22 protein-coding genes are annotated in these 25,743 nt (G+C 67.6%); 13 read left to right on the forward strand and 9 right to left on the reverse strand.

Annotated elements, in window-relative coordinates; all coding sequences use genetic code 11:
- Nucleotides 1-57: 57 nt before the first annotated feature.
- Both AC5P8Z_RS17345 and AC5P8Z_RS17350 read right to left on the reverse strand, forming a co-directional pair.
- Nucleotides 58-1,107 (reverse strand): bifunctional nicotinamide-nucleotide adenylyltransferase/Nudix hydroxylase, encoded by a 1,050-nt coding sequence (locus AC5P8Z_RS17345; protein ID WP_495229603.1) that lies wholly within the window; start codon nucleotides 1,105-1,107, stop codon nucleotides 58-60.
- 424 nt (nucleotides 1,108-1,531) lie between these two features.
- Nucleotides 1,532-2,938, reverse strand: a complete 1,407-nt coding sequence (locus tag AC5P8Z_RS17350; protein ID WP_286070631.1) for an FAD-binding oxidoreductase — start codon at nucleotides 2,936-2,938, stop codon at nucleotides 1,532-1,534.
- A 189-nt stretch (nucleotides 2,939-3,127) separates the two neighbouring features.
- Between AC5P8Z_RS17350 and AC5P8Z_RS17355 the strand changes: the two genes are divergently transcribed.
- The gene (locus AC5P8Z_RS17355; protein WP_495229604.1) at nucleotides 3,128-4,975 is read left to right on the forward strand and encodes an RpoH suppressor; all 1,848 of its coding nucleotides are present in this window, start codon (nucleotides 3,128-3,130) and stop codon (nucleotides 4,973-4,975) included.
- 286 nt (nucleotides 4,976-5,261) lie between these two features.
- Here the strand turns inward: AC5P8Z_RS17355 and AC5P8Z_RS17360 are convergent, their stop codons facing one another.
- Nucleotides 5,262-6,629 (reverse strand): helix-turn-helix domain-containing protein, encoded by a 1,368-nt coding sequence (locus AC5P8Z_RS17360; protein ID WP_495229605.1) that lies wholly within the window; start codon nucleotides 6,627-6,629, stop codon nucleotides 5,262-5,264.
- 114 nt (nucleotides 6,630-6,743) lie between these two features.
- On the opposite strand from AC5P8Z_RS17360, the gene AC5P8Z_RS17365 reads away from it, so the two are divergent.
- The 5 genes from AC5P8Z_RS17365 to mmsB are packed head-to-tail and all read left to right on the forward strand — an operon-like array spanning nucleotide 6,744 to nucleotide 12,283.
- Complete coding sequence (locus AC5P8Z_RS17365) at nucleotides 6,744-8,249, forward strand: CoA-acylating methylmalonate-semialdehyde dehydrogenase (RefSeq protein ID WP_286070634.1); 1,506 nt, start codon at nucleotides 6,744-6,746, stop codon at nucleotides 8,247-8,249.
- Nucleotides 8,250-8,263: 14 nt separating this feature from the next.
- Complete coding sequence (locus AC5P8Z_RS17370; protein ID WP_495229606.1) at nucleotides 8,264-9,430, forward strand: acyl-CoA dehydrogenase family protein; 1,167 nt, start codon at nucleotides 8,264-8,266, stop codon at nucleotides 9,428-9,430.
- The gene (locus tag AC5P8Z_RS17375) at nucleotides 9,427-10,224 is read left to right on the forward strand and encodes an enoyl-CoA hydratase (RefSeq protein ID WP_495229607.1); all 798 of its coding nucleotides are present in this window, start codon (nucleotides 9,427-9,429) and stop codon (nucleotides 10,222-10,224) included. The genes AC5P8Z_RS17370 and AC5P8Z_RS17375 overlap by 4 nt, the downstream gene beginning before the upstream one ends.
- Nucleotides 10,221-11,396 (forward strand): enoyl-CoA hydratase/isomerase family protein, encoded by a 1,176-nt coding sequence (locus AC5P8Z_RS17380; protein ID WP_495229608.1) that lies wholly within the window; start codon nucleotides 10,221-10,223, stop codon nucleotides 11,394-11,396. The genes AC5P8Z_RS17375 and AC5P8Z_RS17380 overlap by 4 nt, the downstream gene beginning before the upstream one ends.
- A complete protein-coding gene (gene mmsB, locus AC5P8Z_RS17385) occupies nucleotides 11,393-12,283 on the forward strand; it encodes a 3-hydroxyisobutyrate dehydrogenase (protein ID WP_495229609.1) in 891 nt (296 codons plus the stop codon). The genes AC5P8Z_RS17380 and mmsB overlap by 4 nt, the downstream gene beginning before the upstream one ends.
- A 148-nt stretch (nucleotides 12,284-12,431) precedes the next feature.
- On the opposite strand, the gene AC5P8Z_RS17390 is transcribed toward mmsB, so the two are convergent.
- Both AC5P8Z_RS17390 and AC5P8Z_RS17395 read right to left on the reverse strand, forming a co-directional pair.
- A complete protein-coding gene (locus AC5P8Z_RS17390) occupies nucleotides 12,432-12,857 on the reverse strand; it encodes an organic hydroperoxide resistance protein (protein ID WP_004153735.1) in 426 nt (141 codons plus the stop codon).
- A 111-nt stretch (nucleotides 12,858-12,968) separates the two neighbouring features.
- Nucleotides 12,969-13,949 carry a cation diffusion facilitator family transporter gene (locus AC5P8Z_RS17395; RefSeq protein ID WP_286070638.1) on the reverse strand — a complete coding sequence of 327 codons (981 nt, stop codon included), beginning with the start codon at nucleotides 13,947-13,949 and terminating at the stop codon, nucleotides 12,969-12,971.
- Nucleotides 13,950-14,204: 255 nt separating this feature from the next.
- Between AC5P8Z_RS17395 and AC5P8Z_RS17400 the strand changes: the two genes are divergently transcribed.
- Nucleotides 14,205-14,375 carry a hypothetical protein gene (locus AC5P8Z_RS17400; RefSeq protein ID WP_495229610.1) on the forward strand — a complete coding sequence of 57 codons (171 nt, stop codon included), beginning with the start codon at nucleotides 14,205-14,207 and terminating at the stop codon, nucleotides 14,373-14,375.
- A 131-nt stretch (nucleotides 14,376-14,506) separates the two neighbouring features.
- On the opposite strand, the gene AC5P8Z_RS17405 is transcribed toward AC5P8Z_RS17400, so the two are convergent.
- Both AC5P8Z_RS17405 and AC5P8Z_RS17410 read right to left on the reverse strand, forming a co-directional pair.
- Nucleotides 14,507-16,288: a peptidoglycan-binding domain-containing protein gene (locus AC5P8Z_RS17405; protein WP_286070639.1), complete on the reverse strand. Its 1,782-nt coding sequence runs from the start codon at nucleotides 16,286-16,288 to the stop codon at nucleotides 14,507-14,509.
- Between the two features lie 42 nt (nucleotides 16,289-16,330).
- Complete coding sequence (locus AC5P8Z_RS17410) at nucleotides 16,331-16,750, reverse strand: lysozyme inhibitor LprI family protein (protein WP_286070640.1); 420 nt, start codon at nucleotides 16,748-16,750, stop codon at nucleotides 16,331-16,333.
- A 250-nt stretch (nucleotides 16,751-17,000) separates the two neighbouring features.
- Here AC5P8Z_RS17410 and AC5P8Z_RS17415 point away from each other — a divergent pair, with 250 nt between their 5' ends.
- The 6 genes from AC5P8Z_RS17415 (at nucleotide 17,001) to AC5P8Z_RS17440 (ending at nucleotide 24,584) form a co-directional block, all read left to right on the forward strand.
- Nucleotides 17,001-17,864, forward strand: coding sequence for a lysozyme inhibitor LprI family protein (locus tag AC5P8Z_RS17415; protein ID WP_495229611.1), 864 nt, complete (start codon nucleotides 17,001-17,003; stop codon nucleotides 17,862-17,864).
- A gap of 49 nt (nucleotides 17,865-17,913) precedes the next feature.
- On the forward strand, nucleotides 17,914-20,661 hold the full coding sequence (locus tag AC5P8Z_RS17420; RefSeq protein ID WP_495229612.1) for a peptidoglycan-binding protein: 2,748 nt from the start codon (nucleotides 17,914-17,916) through the stop codon (nucleotides 20,659-20,661).
- A gap of 96 nt (nucleotides 20,662-20,757) precedes the next feature.
- Nucleotides 20,758-21,789 carry a tRNA dihydrouridine(20/20a) synthase DusA gene (gene dusA, locus AC5P8Z_RS17425; RefSeq protein WP_286070643.1) on the forward strand — a complete coding sequence of 344 codons (1,032 nt, stop codon included), beginning with the start codon at nucleotides 20,758-20,760 and terminating at the stop codon, nucleotides 21,787-21,789.
- A gap of 213 nt (nucleotides 21,790-22,002) precedes the next feature.
- A complete protein-coding gene (locus AC5P8Z_RS17430; protein WP_286070644.1) occupies nucleotides 22,003-22,377 on the forward strand; it encodes a hypothetical protein in 375 nt (124 codons plus the stop codon).
- Between the two features lie 73 nt (nucleotides 22,378-22,450).
- Nucleotides 22,451-23,134 carry a response regulator transcription factor gene (locus AC5P8Z_RS17435; protein WP_004136763.1) on the forward strand — a complete coding sequence of 228 codons (684 nt, stop codon included), beginning with the start codon at nucleotides 22,451-22,453 and terminating at the stop codon, nucleotides 23,132-23,134.
- Nucleotides 23,135-23,159: 25 nt separating this feature from the next.
- Nucleotides 23,160-24,584, forward strand: coding sequence for an ATP-binding protein (locus tag AC5P8Z_RS17440; RefSeq protein ID WP_286070645.1), 1,425 nt, complete (start codon nucleotides 23,160-23,162; stop codon nucleotides 24,582-24,584).
- Nucleotides 24,585-24,620: 36 nt separating this feature from the next.
- Here the strand turns inward: AC5P8Z_RS17440 and AC5P8Z_RS17445 are convergent, their stop codons facing one another.
- Nucleotides 24,621-25,409 carry a M90 family metallopeptidase gene (locus AC5P8Z_RS17445; RefSeq protein ID WP_495229613.1) on the reverse strand — a complete coding sequence of 263 codons (789 nt, stop codon included), beginning with the start codon at nucleotides 25,407-25,409 and terminating at the stop codon, nucleotides 24,621-24,623.
- The gene (locus AC5P8Z_RS17450; protein ID WP_495229614.1) at nucleotides 25,376-25,654 is read right to left on the reverse strand and encodes a hypothetical protein; all 279 of its coding nucleotides are present in this window, start codon (nucleotides 25,652-25,654) and stop codon (nucleotides 25,376-25,378) included. The genes AC5P8Z_RS17445 and AC5P8Z_RS17450 overlap by 34 nt, the downstream gene beginning before the upstream one ends.
- Between the last annotated feature and the right edge of the window lie 89 nt (nucleotides 25,655-25,743).

Raw genomic sequence — 25,743 nt, forward strand, 5'->3', positions numbered from 1 at the left:
GCTCCTTCGCGTCGAGTGACACCAGCGGTCTATCCGCCAGTGGGGAGGCCGGGCCTGTCAGCCGCGGCCGAGGAAATACTCCAGGATGTGCAGGTGGTCTTCGAACAGCTGCGGGCCCATCTCCAGTGCTTCACTCACCGGAATCCAGCGCGCCTTGTCGGCGTCGTCGCCGCCGCGCACCGCCGGCAGTTCACCGGCCGGGAATTCGAAGTGGAAACCGTGGGTGATGGTGCGGCCGCGCTGGCTGCGGTCGGGGTGGTCGAACACCTGCTGGCTCTTCAGTGAGCCCTTCAGCACCGGCAGCGGAATCTTCAGCCGGGTCTCTTCGCGCAGTTCGCGCAGGCAGCTGTCGAGCAGGCTCTGGTCCTGGCCGACGAAGCCACCGGGCAGCGCCCACAGCCCCTTGCCGGGCTCCGAGCGGCGACGCACCAGCAGCACGTGGCCCGAATGCACCACCACCGCATCGGTAGTGACGAAGGTGGGCGCGTAGGGCGCGTCCTTCCAGGCGGCCTTGTACTGTTCGATGAAGCGGTACTCGGCCACCAGCTGGCCATACGCGGGCGCGCTCTTCCGGAAGGCCTCAAGCATGTCGTACACCGGTGCCGGCACATTGCCACGCAGCATCAGCAGCGCACCGTGGAAGTCGACGTCGCCGGCTTCGAACAGGTAGCGCCGTAGCTCGGTGGCCGACAGGGTGGCGGTGTGCTGCACGTCCACCAGCGGCCACTGCGGGAATTCGCGCAGGTAGTAGCTGGAGGCGTCCTTGTCCATGCCGATCAGGCCGACCTTGGCATCGGCGGCGGCGCCGTCGTTGCGCAGGGCCTCGGCCACCTGGCGCTGCACGTTGGCGATCCACTGGGCCTCGTTGTAGAGGTGGTCGCGCAGCGGGCGGATCAGCAGGCGGTCGGTGTGGCCATCGAGGGCGGCCTGGATCATCACGACACGTTCGGCCACGGTCCAGGGATTGCGCAGACTGCGGGGGGTATCGGCAGAACCGACCAGGAAGATCAGCTTGCGGGTCCGGCTCAGGGCCAGGCGGGCAACGGCGGCGTGGCCGTTGTGGAAGGGCTCGAAACGCCCGATGAAGACGAGATAGTCGAATTCCATGAGAATCCCTCATGTCGTTGTGGCAGCCGCGGGTCTGTCCCTTGGCTTGGTGCTGATGCTACGCCGATGGTTGTGGGGGTCAAGTGTTGTGGGTTGCCGGCAGGGCTGCGCCCTGCACCTGCCGAGGCACGTCAACGTCAACTTCAGAAGCTGGGATTCCGCGGGTTGGGGGGTGGGTCCGGTTGAGGGGGACGCTGCAAGTACGTCCCTGTAAGCTCGGTCGCCGCTTGCTTGTGTGCGCTGTCCTGCGCGCACCGCAAGACCGGGGTTGGGCGTCCTGCCCAACCCGCCCGAGGCATGCCTCGGGCCCATGCGGCTCACGCCCCCTCAACCGGCCCCACCCCGCCTTCGACAGATTTCTGCGGTCTGTCGGAACGGCACGGGGTCGGATCCCGTTGCAACGCAACCGGCTCTGACCCCATTGCTAGGGCGCTGCGAGGTAGCGCTGCCAGAGGTGGTTCACCAGCTGCATCTCCGGGTCGTACTGGCGCTTTCGTTCAACGAACGCATTCCACTGCGGGTACGCGCGCTGGAACTGGTCGCGTGTGGCGTGCGGGCGGTAGGGCAGGTAGTACCGCCCGCCGCTTTCCACTGCGGCGTCGATCAATGCGCGGGTCCAGCGCGTGGACATCGTGTCGCCCCACGGGTGACGTCGTTGCTTGTGATACAGCACGAAGCAGAACACTTCTTCGTTTGCCCACGTCATCAAGGCGGTCGTATCCGCCGGCGCGTGGCGGATCGATACGTTCAATGCATCCACGCGATGGTGCTGCAGGATCGCGGCCATGCGCGTGGCGAAGGCCTGGAAGCTGCGCACGGGGATGAAGTATTCCTGCAGCAGGTAGGTCGACATCGCGCGCGTGCGTGGTTCCAGCGCGGCCACGTCCAGGCTCGCTTCCAGGTTGCGATGGATCACGCGCGCTTTGGCAATCTGCTGCTTCACCACTGAGCTCTCGCGCAGCTGCGGGCCGCCGGGCAGTTCGGTGACGGCCCAGATCATGTTCTGCTCGTGGGCATAGCTCGCACCCACCGGTATCAGGCGCCGGGTGTCGGTCAGCGCTGCCGTGCTGCGCCGCCAGGTCACGGTCACCGGTGCATCGAAACGCGGCGGAATGAGGTCGGCGTTGTGCATCAACGCATCGCTGCGCGACGCCACGTTCTCGCGGAACCACTGCGGGTAATCGGCCAGCGCCACCCGCTCCATGTGCCGCGCCATGCGGTCGTTGCCGGCCAGGTCCAGCTCGACTTCGCTGACCACGCCGATCAGGCCATAGCCACCGATGACGGCGGCGAACAGCTCCGGGTGCTGCGTGCGCGAGGTCTCGACCACCTCGCCGGACCGCAGCACCACCTGCAGCGCACGCACGGTGGAGGCGATGCTGCCGCTGCCGACGTAGCGGCCATGGCAGTTCACCGACACCGAACCACCGACGGTGAAATTGCTGAAGCTCTGCATCACCTTCACCGACAGGTTGTGCGGGTCCAGCCATTCCTGCAGCGTGCGCCAGCGCATGCCGGCCTGCACGCGCACCGCCTTGCGCGCGACGTCCAGCCACAGCAGGCGGTGGCTCGGCGTCAGGTCCAGCTGCAGGGCGCCGGCCGCACTGGTCTGCCCGCCCATGCTGTAGCGGCCGCCGGCCACGCAGACCATGCCCCGGTGCTGCTGCAGGGCGGCCTGCAGGTCGGCCGTGTCGGCAACGGCCCGCACCGCGGCCACGTCGGTAGGCTCCAGCTGGCTGATGTCGTTGGCCACGGCCGTGCCGCGCCGGGTACAGGCAGTGGCGGCAGTGGCGGCGGCACAGCCTGCGATGAACGCGCGACGGGTGGTCATGGCAATCCCTGCATGAGTGTCCTGGGTGCAGTGTGCCCCGGCACGGCGGGAGCGGCCAGTGGCCCTTCCGTGGGTGGGTTCTCAGGCTGTGAGAAGCCTTCGCGTCATACTGCATCCGTAGCGTCGGGTGGCATCTCAGGCACAGTCAGCGGGGGCAGGGTAGTGGCAGACAAGTACTGCGATCTGGTCATGAAAGGCGGCATCACCAGCGGCATCGTGTACCCCAATGCGGTACTGGCGCTGGCGCGCGAGTATCGGTTCAAGAGCATCGGCGGCACTTCGGCCGGCGCCATCGCTGCGGCGGTGGCGGCTGCGGCAGCGTGTGGTGATCGCCGCCAGCAGGCCGGCGAACATCTGCCTGGCGATGCCGGCTATGGTGGGTTGTCGGCGGTATCGGCGCAGCTGTCGCGGCGCGGCTTCATCTACAGCCTGTTCCAGCCCGCACGCGGCGCACGCGCGGCCTATCGGCTGCTGGTGGTGCTGACCGGCAATGCCAGCCTGCCGCACAAATTGCTGTGCCTGGCCGTTGCCGTGTTCGAGATCGCGCCGCTGGAAGTGCTGGTGTCGCTGGCGCTGCTGCTGGGCCTCGGCTGGTGGGGCGGCGGTTGGAGCGGCGTGGCCGCCACGCTGCTGCCGTCGCTGCTGTGTGCGTATGGTGCGGGTGTGGCCGGTGCCGCGCTGCGTGTGGCACGCGTGGCGCGACGCAATCTGCTGGGCCTGTGCAGTGGACTCGGCCGCGATGCACGCACGCCGGCACTGACCGAGTGGCTGCACGAATGCCTGCAGCAGTTGTCCGGCAAGCCGCTGGATGCACCGCTCACCTTCGCCGACCTGCACGACGCGCCGCGCTATGCCGGCGAGCCGGACAGCCCGCATGCGATCAGCCTGCAGATGATCACCACCTGCGTGTCGCACAACGAGCCGCGTACGCTGCCGCTGGGCGGCGCGCAGTTCTGGTTCCTGCGCGAGGAATTCGAGCAGCTGTTCCCGGCCAGCGTGGTGCAGTGGCTGGTGACACAGGCCGGGCCGCCGCTGGAGGTGGAAGGGCGGCAGTACTACCACCTGCCGCCGGGCCCGCAGCTGCCGGTGCTGGTGGCCACACGCATGAGCCTGAGCTTCCCGCTGCTGATCAGCGCGGTGCCACTGCACGAGCCCTCGCGCCGCGAGCGCCGCTGCGAACCCACCGCACCTGCGGCCGACCCCGAGCACAACGTGGCCGACAGCATGGAAGGGCTGACCAGCGCCGGGCAGACCTGCGGCCCGGTAATCACCGCGTTCCGCATCTGCTGGTTCTCCGATGGAGGCATCAGCAGCAACTTCCCGATCCATCTGTTCGACGCCGCCCTGCCACGCTGGCCGACCTTCGCCATCAATCTGGTCTACCCGCAGCACGCCGAAGCGGTGAGCCAAGGCAGCGGTGGCCGCCAGTCGCTGGAACACGCGGTGTTCCTGCCCACGGAGAACCGCCACGGCTGGCAGCGCACCTACCAGTCGATCGCCACACCGCTGGCAGCCGCCGAGCTGGGGCGCTTCCTGTTCGCGGTGGTGGCGACCATGCAGAACTGGCGCGATCTGCTGCAGGCACGCGCGCCGGGCTACCGCGACCGCATCGTGCACGTCAGCCTGCAGGGCGACGAAGGTGGCATGAACCTGGACATGCCACAGGAGGTGCTCACCCGCATCGCTGACAAGGGCAGCCTGGCTGGTGCGCGCTTCTGTTCGTTCTCGTTCGAGAACCACTACTGGATCCGCTGGCGCAACCTGGCGTCGGCCTATCAGCGTTACACGCTGGAGGTGGCGCGAACGGACGACCCGGCGCAGCAGGTGCTGGCCTACCGCGCGGCGTACTCGATGGTTGCCCGCGGTGAACCGTCTCCGCCCTCGTACAAGCTGGGCTCGGAAGACAAGCGGCTGGCCTCGCAGCAGCTATGGGGCTTGATGGTCGAACAGGGTCGCACCTGGGAGGACCTCGGCCCCGACCTCACCGACGGCGCACCGCGCCCGCTGCCGCAGATGAAGGTCACGCCGATCTACTGACCGGGTAGCAGATCCACGCGTGGCGTGGATCAAGCGTGTCGACCAAGGTCGACACCTACCCACAGCAGCAAAGGATGCCGTTTTGACAGCTCGCGGAGATCTGTCGAAGGCGGGGTGGGTCCGGTGGCGGGGGTGTCCGCGGCATGGATGCCGAGGCCAAGCCCCAAGGACGGGTCTACGGCGTCCCCCGCTACCGGACCCACCCCGCCATCCCACGGAAAGCCCGCTGTTGCTTTTGCTGTTGCCTTGGATTGAAGCAGGTGCAGGGCGCAGCCCTGCCGCCCCCCTACCTCCCCGGCAACTGCGCGAACGCGCGCTGCATGCAGTCCTCGCGCGGGCACACCCGGCAGCCCGGCCCGATCGACACCGAATTGCCCGGGCTCTGCACGTCCAACCCCAGCGAATACACCAGCCGCTCGGCATGCTGCAGGTCGCAGCCCAGCGCCACCGCGAAAGTCTTGCGCGGCTGGCCATGCCCGACCGGCCCGCTGCTGACCTGCCGTGCCAGCCAGAAATGGCGGCGGCCATCGGGCATGCGCGCAGTCTGGGTGAGGATGCGTCCGGGCTGGTTGAATGCCTCATAGACGATCCACAGCGGGCATGAGCCACCCACCTGCGAGAAGTGGAAGTCGGTGGCCGAATGGCGCTTGGACACATTGCCCGCGCGGTCCACGCGGATGAAGAAGAACGGCAGCCCGGGCGCGCTGCGCCGTGCCAGCGTGCTCAGCCGGTGGCAGACCGCCTCGAAGCCGACGCCGAACTGGTGCGCCAGCAGTTCGATGTCGTAGCTGCTGGCCTCGGCCGCACGCAGGAAGCGCATGTACGGCATCACCAGGGCACCAGCGAAATAGTTCGACAGACCGATGCGGGCCTGAGCGATGCGTGCCTCATCGGTGAAGCCAGCACGTGCCACCACCGCATCGATCTGCGGCAGGTAGCCGTGCAGGGCCAGTTCGGCGGCCATCTGGAATGCCTGCTGGCCCGGCTCCAGGTAGTCCGGCAGCCACAGCCGCCGTGCAGCGGCATCGTACTGGCGTTTCTCGCGCCCGGCCTGCAGCGCGGCCACTTCCACCAGCACGCCGTGGCGGTCGGCCAGCAGCTGGCGCAGCCGCGGCGCCACGTGGCCGGGCGACAGCCCCCACTCGGCGAACAGGCGTTCGGCCAGCTCATCCAGCTCGGGGATGTGGTTGTGCATGCGGTTGAAGAACTCACGCACCTGGTCACCGGCGGGCAGGATGCTGCCGGCGCCGGGTTCACCCAGCTGGAACTCCAGGGCGGCGGCATGCTCACGCAGCGCCAGGTGGCGGCGGTGCAGATCCAGCAGGGCGCGGCTGACCTGCGGCAGATTGCCGGCCAGCGCCCGCAGCTCGGTGGCACTGACATCGGCCAGACCCAGGTCGCGCAAGGTCTCGCCCAGCGACTCCTGCAACGCAGCGGGCTCATCTTCGTCGAACAGGGCGGAAACATCGCCCAGTACCTCGCCCAGCTTCTTCTGCACGGCCGGGGTGAGTGGGCGCTTGTTGCGCTCGATCTGGTTCAGGTAACTAGCCGACAGGCCCAGGGCGCGGGCCAGGTCCACCTGGCTGTAGCCGCGCTGCTCGCGCAGCCGGAGGAGGCGCAGGCCAAGTTGTCGCTGGGGGGCTGAATAATTCACACAATTAACATGAATCGTCTGTCGTATTGGCCAGATTAAGCGGATTCAGCCCGGAAATCGAGGTGGGTGCTGTGAATAATGCCAAGCATCTTTCGAGCCCGTGGGATTGTCGTCATGACTGTTGCAGCGCCCCGTATCCGCATGCTGATCGATGGCCAGTTCATCGAATCGGCCACCTCCCACTGGCAGGACGTGATCAATCCGGCCACCCAGGACGTGCTGGCCCAGGTGCCGTTCGCCACCACCGGCGAAGTGGATGCCGCCGTCGCTGCCGCCAAGGAAGCCTTCAAGACCTGGCGCAAGACCCCGATCGGCACCCGCGCGCGCATCTTCCTGAAGTACCAGCAGCTGATCCGCGAGAACATGAGCGAGCTGGCCCACATCCTCACCGCCGAACAGGGCAAGACCCTGCCCGACGCCGAAGGCGATGTGTTCCGCGGCCTGGAAGTGGTCGAGCACGCCGCCGCCATCGGCAACCTGCAGCTGGGCGAGCTGGCCAACAACGTGGCCAATGGCGTCGATACCTACACCATCATGCAGCCGCTGGGCGTGTGCGCCGGCATCACCCCGTTCAACTTCCCGGCGATGATTCCGCTGTGGATGTTCCCGATGGCCATCGCCACCGGCAACACTTTCATCCTCAAGCCGTCCGAGCAGGACCCGATGGTGACCATGCGCCTGGTCGAGCTGGCGCTGGAAGCCGGCATTCCGAAGGGCGTGCTGAACGTCGTCCACGGTGGCGAGGAAGTGGTCAACGCGATCTGCGACCACCCGGACATCAAGGCCGTGTCGTTCGTCGGTTCCACCCGCGTCGGCACCCACGTCTACAACCGCGCCTCGCTGGCCGGCAAGCGCGTGCAGTGCATGATGGGCGCCAAGAACCACGCCGTGGTGCTGCCGGACGCCAACAAGGAACAGACCCTCAATGCGATGGTCGGCGCCGCCTTCGGTGCGGCCGGCCAGCGCTGCATGGCGGCCTCCACCCTGGTGCTGGTCGGTGAAGCGCGCAACTGGGTGCAGGACCTGGTGACCAAGGCCAAGACCCTGAAGGTCAGCGGCGGCACCGTGTCCGGCACCGACGTCGGCCCGGTCATTTCCTGCAGCGCCCGCGAGCGCGTCGAAGGCCTGATCGCCTCGGGCGTGGAGCAGGGCGCCCAGCTGGTGCTCGATGGCCGCAACCCGCAGGTCGATGGCTTCGAGAAGGGCAACTTCGTCGGCCCGACCATCTTTGCCGGTGTCACCACCGACATGCGCATCTACCAGGAAGAAATCTTCGGGCCGGTGCTGGTCATCCTCGAAGCGGAAACGCTGGAAGACGCCATCGCGATGGTCAACAGCAACCCGAACGGCAACGGCACCGCACTGTTCACCCAGTCCGGCGCGGCCGCGCGCAAGTTCCAGGAAGACATCGACGTCGGCCAGGTCGGCATCAACGTGCCGATCCCGGTGCCGGTGCCGCTGTTCTCGTTCACCGGTTCGCGCGCGTCCAAGCTGGGTGACCTGGGCCCGTACGGCAAGCAGGTGGTGCTGTTCTACACCCAGACCAAGACGGTCACCGCACGCTGGTTCGATGATGAAACGCTGAGCCACGGCGTCAACACCACGATCAGCCTGAAGTAACGGCAGGAGCAGCCATGAGCCACTCGATGACGACGGAACTGGAAGAAGCGCAGCAGGCGTACCGCGAGGCTGCGCGCGACTTCGCACAGGCTGAACTGGCGCCGCACGCCGCGCGATGGGATGCGGAGGGCATCTTTCCGCGCGAGGCGATCGCCAAGGCTGGTGAACTGGGCTTCTGCGGTCTGTACATGGACCCGGAAGTGGGCGGCAGCGGCCTGAGCCGACTGGACGCCGCCGTCGTCATCGAGGAGCTCGCCAACGTCGATCCGTCGACTGCGGCGTATATCAGCATCCACAACATGGCCTCGTGGATGGTGTCCACGTGGGGCCAGACCGAACTGCGCGATGCGTGGGGCACTGATCTGTCCTCGGGCAGCAAGCTGGCCTCGTACTGCCTGACCGAGCCGGGCGCCGGTTCCGATGCGGCCTCGCTGAAGACGACCGCCGTGCGCGACGGTGACTTCTATGTACTGAACGGCTCCAAGGCCTTCATTTCCGGCGCCGGTGCCACCGAGCTGCTGGTGGTGATGGCGCGTACCGGCGGTGCCGGTGCCGGCGGCGTCAGCGCCATTGCCGTGCCGTCGGACCTGCCCGGCATCAGCTTCGGCCGCAAGGAAGAGAAGATGGGCTGGAACAGCCAGCCCACCCGGGGCATCACCTTCGAAAACGTCCGCGTGCCGGTCAGCCACCTTCTGGGAGAGGAAGGCGGTGGATTCAAGCTGGCGATGAAGGGGCTGGATGGTGGCCGCATCAACATCGCCGCCTGCTCGCTGGGTGCTGCGCAGGGCGCACTGGATGCCGCGCGCCGCTACATGGGCGAGCGCCGCCAGTTCGGCAAGGCGCTGGCCGAGTTCCAGGCACTGCAGTTCAAGCTGGCCGACATGGTCACGCAGCTGGTGGCCGCGCGGCAGATGGTACACACCGCCGCGCGCAAGCTCGATGCCGGTGCCAACGACGCCAATGTGTGGTGCGCGATGGCCAAGCGTTTTGCCACCGATGCGGGTTTCAACGTCTGCAATGAAGCGCTGCAGATCCACGGTGGCTACGGCTACATCCGCGAATACCCGATCGAGCGCCTGCTGCGTGACTGCCGCGTGCACCAGATCCTGGAAGGCACCAACGAGATCATGCGGGTGATCGTTGCCCGTCACCTGCTCAACACCGAAGAGGAACTGCGATGAAGGATTGGCGTACCCAGGAGCACGTGGGCCTGAAGGTGGAGGCTGACGGCCACACCGCCGTGGTCACCCTGAACAACCCGCCGGCGCACACCTGGACCGTTCACAGCCTGTCGGCGCTGCGCGACCTGGTCGGCGCGCTCAACGCAGACCGTGACATCTACGCACTGGTGATCACCGGTGACGGCGAGAAGTTCTTCTCCGCCGGTGCCGACCTCAACCAGTTCGCTTCAGGCGACAAGGCCGCCGCACGCGAGGCCGCGCGCCGCTTCGGCGAAGCCTTCGAAGCGCTGTCCGGGTTCCGTGGCGTGTCGATCGCCGCGATCAACGGCTACGCCATGGGCGGTGGCCTGGAATGCGCGCTGGCCTGCGACCTGCGCATCATCGAAGACCACGCCCAGGTCGCGCTGCCGGAGGCCACCGTCGGCCTGCTGCCGTGCGCCGGTGGCACCCAGAACCTGCCGCGCCTGGTCGGCGAGGGCTGGGCCAAGCGCATGATCCTGCTGGGCGAGCGCATCAACGCTGAAACCGCCGTGCGCATTGGCCTGGCCGAAGAAAAGGTCGGCAAGGGCGAAGCCAAGGCGCTGGCGCTGGAATGGGCGAAGAAGGCCGGCAAGCAGAGCCCGACCAGCATCGCCGCCTGCAAGACCCTGGTGCAGTCCACCCGCACCGGCAGCCACGCCGCGGCGCTGGTGGCCGAGCGCGAAGCCTTCGTCGATCTGTTCGACACCGCCGACCAGGTCGAGGGCGTGACCGCCTTCCTGGAAAAGCGCGCCGCGCAGTGGAAGAACGCATGAGCACCGACACCGTTGCCGATGAAGCACCGGTGCTGTTCGAAGAGCGCGTGGCCGGCAACGGCACGCGCATCGGCATCGCCACGCTCAACGCGCCGCGCACGCTCAATGGGTTCTCGCTGCCGATGGCGCACCTGCTGCTGAAGCAGCTGAATGACTGGGCCGATGACAACGGCATCGCCATGGTGGTGCTGCAGGGGGCCGGGGAAAAAGCGTTCTGCGCTGGCGGTGACCTGCACAGCCTGTACAAGGCCATGGTCGCCTTCCGCGAAGAAGGCCGCAGCGATATCCGCGAAAACGACTACGCCGCTGAATTCTTCGACGTGGAGTACCGCGTCGATTACCTCATCCACACCTACGCCAAGCCGATCCTGTGCTGGGGCCACGGCATCGTGATGGGCGGCGGCATCGGGCTGATGTCCGGCGCCAGCCACCGCGTGGTCAGCGAGCGTTCCAAGCTGGCCTTCCCGGAAATCACCGTCGGCCTGTTCCCCGATGTCGGCGGGAGCTGGCTGCTGCCGCGCGTGCCGGGCAAGGGCGGCCTTTTCCTGGCCCTGACCGGCGCGCTGCTGAACCCCGGTGATGCCATCTACGCCGGCCTGGCCGACGTGCACGTTGCCGAAGAACGCCGCAGCGCGGTGTTCGATGCGCTGCTGCAGGTGGCCTGGTCCGCCGATGCCACGCACAACCACGAACGCCTGAGCCAGCTGCTGCAGTCGCACGCCAGCGATGCAGCCACCGGCCCGCTGCTGGCCCATGCTGCGCAGGTGGATGCGCTGTGCGAAGGCGATGACCTGCCCGCGATCATCAACCGCATCAGCGCGCTGCAGACCGACGATACCTGGCTGCAGGCGGCACAGAAGACCCTTGCCGCCGGCGCGCCCGGCTCGGCACGTCTGGCGTTCGAGCTGCAGCGCCGCAGCGCTGGCCAGGATCTGGCCAGTGTCTATCGTCTGGAGTACATCACTGCGCTGCACTGCGCCGCCCACGGCGATTTCGCCGAAGGCATCCGCGCGCTGCTGATCGACAAGGACCGCAACCCGCAGTGGAACCCGGCCCGCCTGGCCGAGGCCACCACCGCGTGGGCCGATACGTTCTTCGCTTCGCCCTGGGCCGATGCTGCGCATCCGCTGGCCGACCTGGGCACCCCCGTCGCTGAAAGGAGCCTGGCATGAGCCGCATTGCATTCATTGGGTTGGGCAACATGGGTGGCCCGATGGCCGCCAATCTGGTCAAGAACGGCCACACCGTGCGCGTGTTCGACCTGGTGCCGGCCGCGGTGCAGGCTGCCGTCGATGCCGGTGCCAGCGCTGCGTCGTCGGCACGCGACACCCTGGCCGACGCCGAAGTGGTGATCTCGATGCTGCCGGCCAGCCGCCACGTCGAAGGCGTGTACCTGGGCGACGACGGCATCCTCGCCGCGATTCCGGCCGGTGCACTGGTCATCGACTGCAGCACCATTGCCCCGGCCAGCGCGCGCAAGGTTTCTGAAGCCGCCGCCGCGCGTGAACTGCAGATGCTCGACGCACCGGTGTCCGGCGGTACCGCCGGTGCCCAGGCCGGTACCCTGACCTTTATCGTCGGTGGCGAAGAGGACGCGCTGGAACGCGCGCGCCCGGTGCTGCAGGCGATGGGGAAGAACATCTTCCACGTCGGCGCCAGTGGTGCCGGCCAGGTTGCCAAGCTGTGCAACAACATGGCGCTGGGCGTGATCATGGCGGTGACTGGTGAAGCCATCGCGCTGGGCGTGGCGCACGGGCTGGACCCGAAGGTGCTGTCGCAGATGATGGCGGTCAGCACCGGCCGCAGCTGGGCGACCGAGGTGTGCAACCCGTGGCCGGGCGTGCTGGAAAACGCGCCGGCGTCGCGCGGCTACAGCGGCGGCTTCGGCAGCGACCTGATGCTCAAGGACATGGGCCTGGCGGTGGAAGCGGCGATGAGTGTCGGCGCCTCGATCCCACTGGGCGAAGTGGCCCGCAACCTGTACTCGATGAACCACCAGGCCGGCCGCGGCAAGCTGGATTTCTCCAGCGTCGTGCAGCTCATTACGAGCGAGAAGTGACCTGGTAGTGCCGGCTGCTGGCCGGCAACCTCATGCCCCCATGCGGGACAACGAAGGTGGGATGGGCGGATGCCCGGTTTCGATCGGCATCCGCCCATTTTTTTGCCCTGCACGCGGGTAGTGCCGGCCGCTGGCCGGCATCAACGCATCAGGCGACGATCAGCGTCACGTCGATGTTGCCGCGGGTGGCGTTGGAGTACGGGCAGACGATGTGAGCCTTCTGCACCAGTTCCTCCACCTGCTCGCGCGGCACGCCCGGCACGTTGATGGTCAGCTCGGCTTCAATGCCGAAACCGGTCGGGATCTGGCCGATGCCAACCTTGCCGGTGACGGTGGTGTCGGCCGGCAGCGCGACCTTGGCCTGGCCGGCCACGAACTTCAGCGCGCCCAGGAAGCAGGCCGAGTAGCCCGCGGCGAACAGCTGCTCCGGGTTGGTGCCCGGACCGCCAGCGCCGCCCAGCTCGCGCGGGGTCGACAGCTGGATGTCCAGCACGTTGTCGGAGGACACGGAACGGCCTTCACGGCCGCCGGTGGAGGTGGCCTGGGCGGTGTACAGAACCTTTTCGATGGACATCGGGATGCTCCTGGTCAGTGGGTGGGTGTTGCGTTGGAGCCTACTTTGCCCGGTTTCCGCGTACGTTGGGTTGCACTGCGTACGAAAAACTTGATCGATCGTCCTGTCAGCCTAGATCGTCCATTCGCGGTCGGTGGTAAACATGATCGTCAGCCAGCGGTCCGGCGAGGCCTCGCCCAGCGCATCGCCGATCTCATCACGCAGCTGGTCCCATTCCACCAGCGGCCGCGGCGGGTCGTCCTCGCGCACCACGAAGAACAGCTCGATCTGCTCGCCACGCCCCACCTGCGCCACGTAGCTGCGGTGTTCGACGAAGCCATGCCTGGCGACGATGTCGCGCGCCACCGCATCCACATGCGCCTGCAGCTCCGGCGGGGTCACCAGCAGGATGCCGGCCAGCGCCCGGCGCACGGTGCCGAGTGGGGCGATCATCACCAGCACGCAGACGAAGGCGAGGATGGCCGGGTCGATGTACGGCCCGACCCAGGCCCACGACGTGCCCTGCACCAGCACACCGCCGAGGAATGCCAGCAGGTAGCAGGCCGACATGCTGGCTGCGATCACCCAGTTCTTCGCATCCAGCGCGATGAATTCCGAACCGATGCGGCGGTTGGCGCGCAGGATGAACCACGCCAGTGCGCCTTCGCCTACGATCGACAGCCCGGCAAAGGCGATGGCCGGGCCCAGCGCAATGTGGCGGCCCCCTGACATCAGTGCATCCACCGCATTGACCAGGGCATACAGTGCCGCACCGATCATCAGCGTGCCGCTGACCCCCAGCACGATCGGCTCCAGGTGCCAGAAGCCCATGGTGAAGCGCTGGTTGAGCCGCGATTGCAGTGCATCGGTCTGCGTGGACAGCGCGATCAGCCGTGCCACCAGCAGTGACAGCCAGGTCATCACCACGTCGATCAGGCCGTAGATGCCGTCGAAGATGATCAGCGAGGAATTGGCCAGCAGACCGAACACCACGGCCGCAGCGGCCAGCAGCAGCGAGGCGGCAATCGACAGGCGCAGCACGCCCTGTTCGGTGGCGGGGTCGAAGAACTGCGGGCGATCGGTAGCCATGCCCCTATTGTAGAGCGGAGCCATGCCCCGCGGCCTTTCGCGGCCGGCCGCGCTACTCTCGTGCAGCCGCTTCCCGTGGACTGCGCCCCTCCCACGTGCCGGCGTCCGCCGGTAGAGTCGACTGTCAGTCGACTGCGCGTGAGTGACCGCTCCCGATCGACAGCGCCATGCGGCCACGCCCGCCTGCGCGCGGAGTTTTCCCATGCAAACGCCCTACCCCCTGCGCCAGCAATGGCTCGTGGGTGCGGCGTTCGACTACCCGCACGTGGCGCGCCGAAGGTGCAGATCGGTCTGCGCGATGCCGACCTATGGGATCTGACTGCCGTGGCCGCGCTGGAGCGGGCGCAGGAAAAGCTGGCCGCACACGGTGCCGAGGTGACGGTGGTGGAACTCAATGCGGCCAGCCAGACGCTCGTCGAGCAGGTGGGTGGCGCGGATAGCGTGCACTGAAGCGGCCACGTGGCCAGGTAGCGCCGGGCCACGCCGGGCGAATGAAGCGGTCTCGGTCAGGCCCTGCCGGCCTGCACGATGAGGTGCAACCCAAGCGCCGAGAAGGCAATCGCATGCCCGTTGGCCTGCACTCACGCCATCATGGCCCGCGGCCCGTGCTGCTGGGTCTGCTGGTCGATCTTCTGCTGCTCGCGCTGCTGATCGCTCACCTGCAGGGCCCGCTCGCTGTTCTCCTGCACGCTCTGGCGCATCGCGTCAGCGGTCGATACCGGCGCGCTATTGCGGTTCAACGCGCTTTCGTCGTGCAGTGCATTGGCCTGCACCGCGCGCGCCATCGAGCCGTCCTGGTTCAGCTCAACGCGATCCACCCGGTACAGGCCGGCACGCGCAGCTTCCACGGTAAGCGCAGCGGCCAGCTTCTCGCTGTGCTCGCCGGAGGGCAGGCCACGCGCTTCCTCGGCGAACTTCACCTGCACCAGGGTCTCGGTGTACAGCCAGTTCTGCGGGCTGCGCGGGTCGGACATCGGGTACACCGTCTCGCGCGCCGGCTCGGCCGCCGCCTGCTGTTCCGGGGTGTTGCCCTGTTCCTGCGCACGCTGCTGCACTTCATTGGCCAGCGCCTGGCGGGTTTCCGCATCGGCGATGCCAGTCGCAGGCAGGCCATGCTGCTGCTGGAAGGTGTTGATCGCGTGGCGGCTGCCGCCGCCCAGATAGCCGTCGCTGCCGATGGGCTGGCCCTTGGCATCGGTCAGCCCCAGCGCGGCCAGGTTGCCCTGCAGTTCGCGCGCGTCGCGGTCGATGGCGGCCAGCGTGGCGGGGCCGGCCTTGCCGTCCACCGGGTCGAGATTGTGCGCGCGCTGGAAGTCTTCCACCGCCTTGCGGGTGGTGGCATCGAAGCGCCGGTCCGGATTCAGCGTCTGCTGGCCGTCAGCACTGGCATAGCCCAGCGTGACCAGGTTGCTTTCCAGCTTCAGCACGTCACGGCCGCTGGACCCTTCCTTCAACGTCTGCGAACCGGCCTGCTGGCGCGGTGCGCCTATCTGGCCCAACGCCACCTGGATATCGGCGTCGTTGCGCTCCCCGGCGGGCGAGTAGTCGCGGCTGCTGACCTTGGCATGGGCGCGATCCATTGCGTCCTTGTTGTTGGCATACGCGTCCTCGTAGCGCACGGCGATATCGCCGGCCTTGGGCGCATCGAAGTACTGGTAGGTCTCTCGGATCTGCCCGGCCTTCGCGCGCAGTGCTTCGTAGTCACCACCTTCTTCCAGCACCTTCTGCAGCTTGGGCAGCTGGCTGGGCAACTGGTTGGCGGTCTTGGCGATCAGGCTGATCGCTTCGAAGCGGTTTTCCTCGGCGATGTTGCTGCCGTGCGTATCCACCATCGCCATGCCGATCCGGGTGGCGTTGCGCACCTGCGGGTAGTCGATGTTGGCGTGGATCCACTGCTTGCCTTCGGCCGAACCGGCCCAGGCGTTGATGCTGTCGCGCGTATCGGTATCGATGAACCGGATCGAGCTGCGCCCGCTAAGGCCATTGCCGTGGCTGAGCAGGTCGCGGCGCAGGTCGGCGTGGTCCTGGGGGAAGGGCAGGTTGTGTGCCTTGGCATAGCTGCTGGCCTGCTCGATCACGGCGTCGACATAGGTCGTCTCGCCTGGTTTCAGGGCGCGGCCGTCGATGGCGCCCAGCGCCCACTCTCCACGCTGGCCGAAATCGACCTGGATCGCGCCCAGGCTGTAACCGCTGTTCTGCGCGACCTTGTTCACCGTACCCCAGTGCGGCTCGGTCACGCCCTGGGTGATGCCGGCGATGGCCAGGTGGTAGGAGGCAGGGCCACCTTCGGTGCCGCGACCGACGGCGAAGTACACCGCGCCGGAGGTGGCATCGAGATCGTGGGTATCGATGTTGGTTGGCATGTCTTACATCCTTGTGCAGTCAGAGGGTCTGCCCCTCAGGGGTCAGTCCAGCAGCTGGAGATACTTCTGCAGCTGGTCGGCACGCGCGCTCAGGCGCATCACATCGTTCAACTCGCCCTGCAGGTTGCCGGGCTGCGAATCGTCGTACAGCGCGGTATCCAGTTCACCATCGCGGCTGCGCGACTGCAGCCACGCGCGCTGGGCATTGACCAGCTTGGTCTTCTTCGCGCCACTCAGCCTGGCCTGCAGCTGGCGGTAGGCCTGGTTCAGGCGCTGGTCCTGGCGGGCACTTTCCGAGGTCAGGCAGGCGGCCTGCTCGATTGCACCCTGGGCTTTGTCACGGCAGGCAGTAAAGGTCGGGCTCAGCCCGCCGGCCGCCGGTGCTGCGGTTGCCGTGCCGATGGCAAGGGCGGTGACGGCCAGCGCGGTGGCCAGGATCCTGCTCAAACGCTTGTGCTGCATCATCTGCTCCACACGTCCAATCCATTGCGAGCGCTGGACTATAGCGGCGCCCGTATTTCGTCGTCGTCAACGATTCACGACAAATGTGACCGGTTGCCCTATAGCCAGGACGTCAGCCGCCGCATCAGCACAAGATGAATCCAGTCAGGTACCGGGGCAGAAGGCTGCCTTAGGATGGCTCGCGTGATGGGGACCGATGGACGGCCCCGCCTGGGTCGGCACTCGCCGGCTGCACGCCAGGGAGACGCACGTGAGTGAAGCAATGGCACCCCGCAAGGGCAAGGTAACGAAGATCGCCGGCCGCCGGCATTGGGCGGCGCTGGGTCTGTGTGCGGTACTGGCCGCCTGCCAGCCCCCTTCTTCCACCGCATCGACCGAATCCGCCGCTGCTGCGTCAGCGCCGGCCGCGCTGGCGCCGGCAGGCAACGCGCCCTCCGCCTACCCCGACAGCTCCTACAGCGAGGGCCGGCTGCGCCCCGCTTACGGCTGGTGCGTGGATGGCGTGGAGGACGCAGGCACGTTGCAGGCCTGCGGCAAGGATGAACTGGCCTACCAGCAGGCGCGCCTGCAGGAGGCCACCACCAAGGCCGTGGCCGGACTCGACGCGGCGGCCATATCTACCTTCCGCGCCAGCGAGGCGGCCTGGCGCAGCGACACCGACCATCATTGCGTGGCACCGGCCGATGCCGGCGTGGATGCGCTGCAGAAGGCGCAGGAATGCCGCCTGTTCCGCGTGGCCAATCGTGCCGACGCGTTGCTGGCACAGAGCGCTCCGCCGGACACCTCGCATGCGAAGGCGCCGTTGCGCGATGAATACACCCGCTGCGTGCAGGACGCCCGTGGCATGGACGACCAGCTTGAAGCCTGCGACGCCGCCGAGTTCGCCTATCACAAGCAACAGCTGGAGGCGCAGGTAGCGCGTCTGATGGCGAGCCCGGACAGTCCGGCCAAGGACCGCTGGATGGACGAGCAGGCCAACTGGGTTGAAGACACCGACAAGCGCTGCGCGCCTGCCAGCGACCACGTGGGGGCGATGCTGGATGCGCAGTCGTGCCGCATCAACCGGTACGCCAACCGCGCCTTCGAACTGCAGGGGCGCGTGCTGGCCCGCTGAGCCAGCGCCATCGGCGCCCGGTCAATCTCCAAGGACAAGGAACTGAGCCATGCCTACCCACATCGATACCCGCAATCTGGATGCCACCGCCGGTGCAGTGTTCTTTGCCGTGGGCCGCGGCACCGAAGGCGGTGGGTCGTCGTACCATCTTTCCATTGCCGGCATCACCAAGGGCCTGCACGAGCCGAAGTGGGGCACCGTCGGCGCGGTGGCCGAGAACAGCGGCTATTCGCTGGGCACCATCCAGGTCGACTTTGGCCAGCGCGGCACGTGGCCGCTGGGCGCGACAGAGGGCCGCACGCTGAAGCCGGGCGAGAAGACCTATGTCGACGCCGTGATCGACCAGGCCAGTGCGTATGCCAAGGCACATGGCTTGCCGTTCACCCATGATCGCGCCGATCTGCGTGCGGACCTGCTCAGCCATGGGGATGGACGGGAGCAACGGGCCTCCATCCGTTTCATCGATGCGCCCACCCGCGACAGCATCAATGCCTGGGCCGGCTCGCCGGAAGGCAAGCAGTGGATCCACACGCACATCGACTACCCGCAGGTACGCAACGCCACGCATATCGCCATGAACATGCTGGAAAAGCATGGCAGCGGCATTGCCGAAGACAAACGCTTCGAGGCCATTGCATTGATCGCCAAGACGGCCAACCAGCTGCCAGGCCGGCTGGATGACCTGGAAGCCGTGCTCAAGCGCGGTGGTGATTACCAGGACCTGCGCGACCAGGCCGCCGCGATCCGCCACAGCAGGAAGTTCTACGCCGGGCTGGCCGCCGCCGACGTCGCTGCCGGGTATGAAGACGCCTACGCGCAGCACGCCACCGAAATGGACCGGGCGCACCTGAAGGTGGGACGCCGTGATTTCGTGCCTGCCACCGAAGGCAGCGATCCGGACATCCGGGTGGCGCTGCAACAGGCGCGAGCGCACGGACACGGTGGCGGTGGTCCGCAGGTGCTGAAGGAGGGCTCCAGCGGCCGCGCGGTGGAAAAGCTGGAGCACAACCTGCACGCGCTGGGCTATGGCGGGACGGGGGCGCAGGCCATCCATCCCGATCGCCAGTTCGATGCCACTACCCGCCAGGCCGTCGAGGCCTTTCAGCGTGACCATGGTCTGACCCCGGTGGATGGCAAGGCCGGGCCGGCCACACTGAGCGCGATCGACCGCGAAGCACGCGCGCTGCAAGCGGACATGGCGGCACTGGGGCTGACCGATGCGCGGGGCAGGGCGATTACCCCCGACGGTTACCTGGGGGCGGGCAGCCAGCACGCCATCAACACGTTCCAGCAGCAGCACCATCTGCCGGCCACCGGCATGGCCGACGCATCCACACGCCGTGCGATCGATGCCGAAGCCGCGCAGCATCGCCCTGCAACGCCCTCACCGGCTGCACCTGCCGCACCCGCAGCGGCACCTGTGCCCGAGCGCCGCAGCGGTCCTGCCGCCGCCGCTGCACCCGGCGGCGAGCGCATCACGGTGGTGGAGCCCTTCGGCAATGGCGGCAGCAACCGCACCCTGCGCCACGGCATCAGCGGTGAAGAGGCGTTCCGCGAACTGAAGATCCACCACCCCAACACCAATGCCGCCGCCGTGCGTGCAGGCGACGCCAGCAGGGTCGACCGTACCGCTGAAAAGGTCGAGGGCGAGCTGGAGGCGGTGCGCAGGCGCGATGACCGCAACGGCATTCCGCTGGTTCAGAAGGACCTGATCCTGACCGATCGGTCCGGCGGGCGCAGCCTGATGGTTCCCAGCCCGGTGGCCGGCTACGTCCAGCTCAACAACGACGGCACCAATTCCATCAGCATCTACAGTCATCCGGTTGGCGACGCGCGTCGCGAGCTGGTGGGCCAGGTGCTGCACGGCGCACGCGGGTCCATTCCGTACAAGACCGGGGATTTCGTCGAATACGGCGCACCGCTGGTGCGGCAGTCGGATGTGGGTTCGCCGGGCGCGATACATGCGCACATCGAAGTCGAGCCGGACCAGTATCGGCGCTATCTGGGGGACATTCTCAACGACCGCATCACCCTGGGCGGCAAGGTGCAGGCACAGGGCCCTGAAGCCGCGCAGGCCGCACGCAGCGCGCAGCAGGCGCCGATGGCCGACGGCATGCTGGTGAAGGGTGAGCGCGGCGATGAGGTCAAGGCCCTGCAGGGCAAGCTGGCGGCGCTGGGCTATACCGCTGCCGACGGCACCGCGCTGGGCACCGATGGCATCTTCGGCAAGGACACGCTGGCGGCGCTGAAGCAGTTCCAGGCCAACAACGGCCTGGACGATGACGGCAAGGCGGGTCGTCTCACCCTGGCCCGCCTGGCAGATCCGGCCGCGCTGAAGGCCGGTGCGCAGACCGCAAGCGCGCCGGCACGCACCGAACCGGCAGCACCGGCAGCACCGGCCAGCATGCGCGACCCCGGGCATGCCGAAAACCCGCGTTTCACCCAGGCATTGGAGAAGCTGCAGGGGTTGGAACAGCAGCGCGTGCAGGCGGGGCTGTCCCCCTTGTTCGCCAACCCGCAGGAAGCCGAACGTGCGGCCGGCCAGCTGGCCTACGAGAGCAAGGTGGCGGGCATGCGCCAGATCGACCATGTGGTGGCACGCCCGGATGGCACCGGCCTGTTCGCATTGCAGGGCACGCCCGGCGATCCGGCGGCGCAGCGCATCTTCGTCGATCGCCAGCAGGCGGTCTCGCAGTCGGTGGAGGCCAGTACCCGGCAGAGCGCGGAACTGGAGACCCAGTTCAACGCCCAGGCGCAGGAGGCTCAGCAGGAACAGGTGAAGGGGCGCGTGCAGTAAGGCGGGCCGGCGGCGTTCCCCGCAGGGCCGGTGCACCGGCCCCGGGTCGCCCGCCGCCATTCAGCCGGCCGGTGTAAACTATTGATCTCACTGGCAATGCCAGTCTCCGCGATTACTGCCCCGATGACGTCCGCCACCGCCCGTTACGCCGATTCCCTGCGCCTGTCCGTTGCCCCCATGATGGATTGGACTGATCGCCATTGCCGCGTGTTCCATCGCGTGCTGGCGCCGGGCGCACGCCTGTACACGGAAATGGTGCACGCCAACGCGGTCATCCACGGCGATCGCGAGCGCCTGCTCGGTTTCGATGCCAGCGAACAGCCCCTGGCGCTGCAGCTGGGCGGCAGCGATCCGGCCTTGCTTGCGCAGGCCGCGCGCATTGCCGCCGAGTGGGGCTACGACGAGGTCAACCTCAACTGCGGCTGCCCCTCCGACCGCGTGCAGGCCGGGCGTTTTGGCGCCTGCCTGATGCGCGAGCCGGTGCTGGTGGCCGAGTGCGTGGCAGCGATGGTCGACGCCGTCGACATCCCGGTGACGGTGAAGTGCCGCCTGGGCGTGGACGAGGACAACGACTACGACGTGTTCGCCGCCTTCGTCGACCGCCAGGTCGCCGCCGGTGCGGCGATGGTGGTGGTGCATGCGCGCAATGCCTGGCTGAAGGGCCTGTCGCCGAAGGAGAACCGCGAGGTTCCGCCGCTGAAGTACGACTGGGCCTACCGCCTGAAGCAGGAGCGCCCGGCGCTGCCGGTGGTGATCAACGGCGGCCTGGCCAGCATCGAGGCGGTGCAGGCCCAGGCCGCGCACGTCGATGGCGTGATGCTGGGCCGCGCGGCCTACCACGACCCTTACCTGCTGCATCAGCTGGAGGCGCTGCACACCGGCGCCCCGCTGCAGGCCCGCGGCGACCTGCTGCGCGCGCTGCGTCCCTATGTGGAAGCGCGGCTGGGCGAAGGCCTGGCACTGAAGCACATCACCCGCCATCTGCTCGGCCTGTTCCACGGCCAGCCGGGGGGCCGTGCGTTCCGCCAGGTGCTTAGCGAGGGCGCACACCGCCCAGGCGCCGATTGGGCCCTGGTCGAGCAGGCGCTCGCGGTTACCGAACGCGAAGCGGATCGTGCCGCAGCGTGACCTGAGTCACATTCCTGGCTTGACAAGGGACGTCGATTCGTCCCGAATGTTCACTTAGCTGAACAGCGAAGGGTTGAGGCCGGAAAAGTTCAGACCGGATTCACTGCCCCAAACCAAGAATTTGCAAAGGAATTGTAAAGCGCCGGGTCCCGAACCCGGTTCCCGGATTTACGACTTTTGAACGAATCGCCGAGCTCGGCTAGGATCGCATCGATGTCTTCCGCTCCCTTCCATCGCCGCATTGCCCTGGCCACCTGCGTGGCGCTGTCGGCTGTGCCGCTGTCGTCGGCGCTGGCGCAGCAGCCGCCGCGCGGCGAGCAGGGGCGGGCGGAAATGCTGGAGCGGGGCGAGCGCGGCAACCGTGGCGACGAGCGTTCGCTGTCCGATGCCGTGCGCCGTGTGCAGCGCACTACCGGCGGCCACATCCTCGGCGCCGAGCGCGTGCCATTCGATGGTCGTGACATCAACCGGGTGAAGTACATGGACGACCGGGGCCGGGTCCGCTACATGGACGACCCCGCCCCGTCGCGTTCACAGCCGCGCACGCCGCGGTCGGATATGTCATCACTACGCGGCGATAACCCCTGAACAGGGATAGTTGTCGCTATCAACCCGTACCCCACAGGCCTCCGGGCCACACCCAGGACACTAGGGAGAGTTCATGCGTATCCTTCTGGTCGAAGACGAAGCCCCGCTGCGTGAGACCCTGGCAGCCCGGCTCAAGCGCGAAGGCTTTGCCGTCGATGCTGCGCAGGACGGCGAGGAAGGCCTCTACATGGGCCGTGAAGTTCCGTTCGATGTCGGCATCATCGACCTCGGCCTGCCCAAGATGTCGGGCATGGAGCTGATCAAGGCCCTGCGTGACGAAGGCAAGAAGTTCCCGGTGCTGATCCTGACCGCGCGTTCGAGCTGGCAGGACAAGGTCGAGGGCCTGAAGCAGGGCGCCGACGATTACCTGGTCAAGCCGTTCCATGTGGAAGAGCTGCTGGCCCGCGTCAACGCGCTGCTGCGCCGCGCCGCCGGCTGGAGCAAGCCGACCCTGGAATGCGGCCCGGTCGCCCTGGACCTCGCCGCGCAGACCGTCAGCGTGGCCGGCAGCAATGTCGACCTCACCAGCTACGAGTACAAAGTGCTGGAGTACCTGATGATGCATGCCGGTGAACTGGTCTCCAAGGCCGACCTCACCGAGCACATCTACCAGCAGGACTTCGACCGCGACTCGAACGTGCTGGAAGTCTTCATTGGCCGCCTGCGCAAGAAGCTGGACCCGGATGGCGAACTGAAGCCGATCGAGACCGTGCGCGGCCGCGGTTACCGTTTCGCGATCCCGCGCAACGAGGGCTGAGCCGGCTCACCCTGGCGATAGCACGATGTCCGGCCGTCTGTGGTTCTTCCGACGCTGGCGGCCGCGCTCACTGCAGGCGCGCCAGATGTTCGCCGCGTCCGTGGGCCTGGTCGCGTTCCTGGCGCTGGCCGGTTACGCGCTCGACGCCGCCTTCGCCGATACGGCGAAGGCGAACCTGCGCGAGCGCCTGAAGAACTACGCCACCGCCTACGCGGCCGGCATCGACTTCACCCGCGACCGCTCGCTGTACATCCGCGAGCAGCCGCCGGATTCGCGCTTCGACGTTCCGGGCAGTGGCCTGTACCTGCAGGTGGTGATGCCGCACGGCAAGGGCAATTCGATGTCCGCCGAAGGCCCGATGCTGCCCACCGTGGGCGGTGGCCTGCTGGCGCCGCGCCAGGAAGTGTTCGAAGGCCCGCTGCCGATGATCCAGATCGACGGCAGCCAAGGCTCGGTGTACCGCTATGGCCTGGGCCTGGTGTGGGACGCCGACGCCGATCCCGCCACCGAATTCCCGTACACCATCTACGTGATGGAAGACTCGCGCGCGCTGGGCGCGCAGCTGCGCGTGTTCCGCAGCCGGGTCTGGTTCTACCTGGGCGGCATCGGCCTGATCCTGCTGCTGCTGCAGACCGTCATCCTGCAGTGGAGCCTGCGCCCGCTGCGCCGCGTGATCACCGAGCTGACCAAGGTGCAGCGCGGCGAGACCGAGCGCATGAGCGAGCGCCACCCGCGCGAGCTGGAACCGCTGACCGACAGCATCAACGCCTTCATTGAAAGCGAGCGCGAGAACCTCGAGCGCCAGCGCAATACCCTGGCCGACCTGGCGCACAGCCTGAAGACGCCCATCGCCGTGCTGCGCACGCAGATGGACAGCGGTGCCGGCGATGGCGCCCTGCGCGAGGAGCTGGACGTGCAGCTGCAGCGCATGAACAACCTGGTTTCGTACCAGCTGGCGCGTGCTGCATCGTCGGGCCACAAACTGTTCTCCGCGCCGCTGCCGATCGAATCCAACGCCGAGGAAATCGTGCGTGGCCTGGAGAAGGTCTACGCCTCGAAGGGTGTGCTGTGCGAATTCGACATCGACCCGGCCGCGCGCTTCCACGGCGAACCGGGTGACCTGCAGGAACTGCTCGGCAACCTGCTGGAGAACGCCTTCAAGTGGGCCAACCGCCGCGTGCTGCTGACCGCGCAGCCGCTGCCGGCACCGAACGCGCGACGTGCCGGCCTGATGCTGGCCGTGGACGACGATGGCCCGGGCATTGCCCCGGACGACATCGGCAAGGTGCTGCAGCGTGGCGTGCGCGGCGACGAGCGCGTGCAGGGCCACGGCATCGGCCTGTCGATCGTGCAGGACCTGATCAAGGATTACCGCGGCGAACTGGCCGTCGGCCGTTCCAGCGAACTGGGCGGCGCCCGCTTCGAAGTGCGCCTGCCGCCGGGGCCGTGATCCACGCCGCCGGGCCATGCCCGGCGGACCCGCGAATCACCCCACCATCTTCGGCGGCTCGCCATACAACCGCCGCAGCTGCTCCGCCACCGCCGGCAACGCCTGCTGCAGCAGGTCCGGCGCCGAGAAGTGGTACTCGCTGGCCACCGCGAAGAATTCTTCCGGCGCCTCGGCCGCATACGGGTCGATCAGCGTTTCCTCGCCCGCGTCCACCTGCACGCAGAACGCATCGTAGGCGCGCTGGAAAATACCCGCCCATTCGCGCTGCCAGTCGCGCGGCAGCGGCGGCGTGCCATCCATTGCACCATCCAGCGCATCCAGCTTGTGCACCATCTCGTGCACCGCCACGCAGTAGCCCTCGTGCGGCGCGGCCAGCTCGGCCTGCACATCGGCCCAGGACAGGATCAACGGACCGCTGTCCCACGACTCGCCGATCAGCTCGTCGTCCCATTCGTGCAGTACGCCGGCCGCATCCATATGGCTGCGGTGCACGCGGAACGCATCGGGGTAGACCACCAGCTGCGACCAGCCTTCCAGCCCCACCTCGCCGAATTCCAGCAGCGGCAGGCAGCACAGCGCGGCCAGCAGCACGCCATCGCCGGTATGCAGCTGCAGATCGCCGATCGGGGTAATGGTCTTCTCGTGCAGGAAGCGCATGGCCAGCACGCGCAGGCGTGCGCGGCGTTCCTCGTCCAAGCCGTGCAGCAAGGCCGCGCGGCGGCAGGCCTCATCCCACAGTGCATCGTCGATCGGCCGCGGCGCAGGCCGCAGCCACTGCAGCAACGACTTGATCAGCGGAACATTCCCGGCAGGTAGCTGTGCCACTTCGGTGCGCGGATGCGTTGCAGCACGTCGTCATCGCTGCCACCGCCGCCAGTGCTGGTGTTGGCCGCCGGGCGGACCGGTGCCGGCTTGGTGGTGGCGGCCGAAGCGGTGGCGGTCGGTGCACGCTGTGAGGCGGCATCACCGTTGGAGGACACGCAGGCCCCACGGTTGTCGTCCAGCGCTGCTGTGGCAGACGCCGCGAAGGGCATCATCAGCAGAATCAGGCAATGGGCATAACGGCGCATTGACGACATCCACGTTAAGGGGAGGTGAGTTCCCGATTCTAGCCCGAACTCGGCGCCCCGTTGGAAGCCCCGGCGGAACCCAGCGTGGC

It is taken from the genome of Stenotrophomonas sp. YJH_SMC_17, from assembly GCF_059371655.1.

Bases quoted from the DNA above. Each gene is read 5' to 3' on its own strand.
- mmsB (WP_495229609.1), top strand. From the start codon at position 11,393: ATGAGCCGCATTGCATTCATTGGGTTGGGCAACATGGGTGGCCCGATG.
- AC5P8Z_RS17420 (WP_495229612.1), top strand. From the start codon at position 17,914: ATGCCTACCCACATCGATACCCGCAATCTGGATGCCACCGCCGGTGCA.
- AC5P8Z_RS17435 (WP_004136763.1), top strand. From the start codon at position 22,451: ATGCGTATCCTTCTGGTCGAAGACGAAGCCCCGCTGCGTGAGACCCTG.
- AC5P8Z_RS17365 (WP_286070634.1), top strand. From the start codon at position 6,744: ATGACTGTTGCAGCGCCCCGTATCCGCATGCTGATCGATGGCCAGTTC.
- AC5P8Z_RS17405 (WP_286070639.1), bottom strand. From the start codon at position 16,288: ATGCCAACCAACATCGATACCCACGATCTCGATGCCACCTCCGGCGCG.
- AC5P8Z_RS17430 (WP_286070644.1), top strand. From the start codon at position 22,003: ATGTCTTCCGCTCCCTTCCATCGCCGCATTGCCCTGGCCACCTGCGTG.
- AC5P8Z_RS17380 (WP_495229608.1), top strand. From the start codon at position 10,221: ATGAGCACCGACACCGTTGCCGATGAAGCACCGGTGCTGTTCGAAGAG.
- AC5P8Z_RS17410 (WP_286070640.1), bottom strand. From the start codon at position 16,750: ATGCAGCACAAGCGTTTGAGCAGGATCCTGGCCACCGCGCTGGCCGTC.
- dusA (WP_286070643.1), top strand. From the start codon at position 20,758: ATGCCAGTCTCCGCGATTACTGCCCCGATGACGTCCGCCACCGCCCGT.
- AC5P8Z_RS17355 (WP_495229604.1), top strand. From the start codon at position 3,128: ATGAAAGGCGGCATCACCAGCGGCATCGTGTACCCCAATGCGGTACTG.
- AC5P8Z_RS17345 (WP_495229603.1), bottom strand. From the start codon at position 1,107: ATGGAATTCGACTATCTCGTCTTCATCGGGCGTTTCGAGCCCTTCCAC.
- AC5P8Z_RS17370 (WP_495229606.1), top strand. From the start codon at position 8,264: ATGAGCCACTCGATGACGACGGAACTGGAAGAAGCGCAGCAGGCGTAC.
- AC5P8Z_RS17440 (WP_286070645.1), top strand. From the start codon at position 23,160: ATGTCCGGCCGTCTGTGGTTCTTCCGACGCTGGCGGCCGCGCTCACTG.
- AC5P8Z_RS17450 (WP_495229614.1), bottom strand. From the start codon at position 25,654: ATGCGCCGTTATGCCCATTGCCTGATTCTGCTGATGATGCCCTTCGCG.
- AC5P8Z_RS17395 (WP_286070638.1), bottom strand. From the start codon at position 13,949: ATGGCTCCGCTCTACAATAGGGGCATGGCTACCGATCGCCCGCAGTTC.
- AC5P8Z_RS17350 (WP_286070631.1), bottom strand. From the start codon at position 2,938: ATGACCACCCGTCGCGCGTTCATCGCAGGCTGTGCCGCCGCCACTGCC.
- AC5P8Z_RS17390 (WP_004153735.1), bottom strand. From the start codon at position 12,857: ATGTCCATCGAAAAGGTTCTGTACACCGCCCAGGCCACCTCCACCGGC.
- AC5P8Z_RS17375 (WP_495229607.1), top strand. From the start codon at position 9,427: ATGAAGGATTGGCGTACCCAGGAGCACGTGGGCCTGAAGGTGGAGGCT.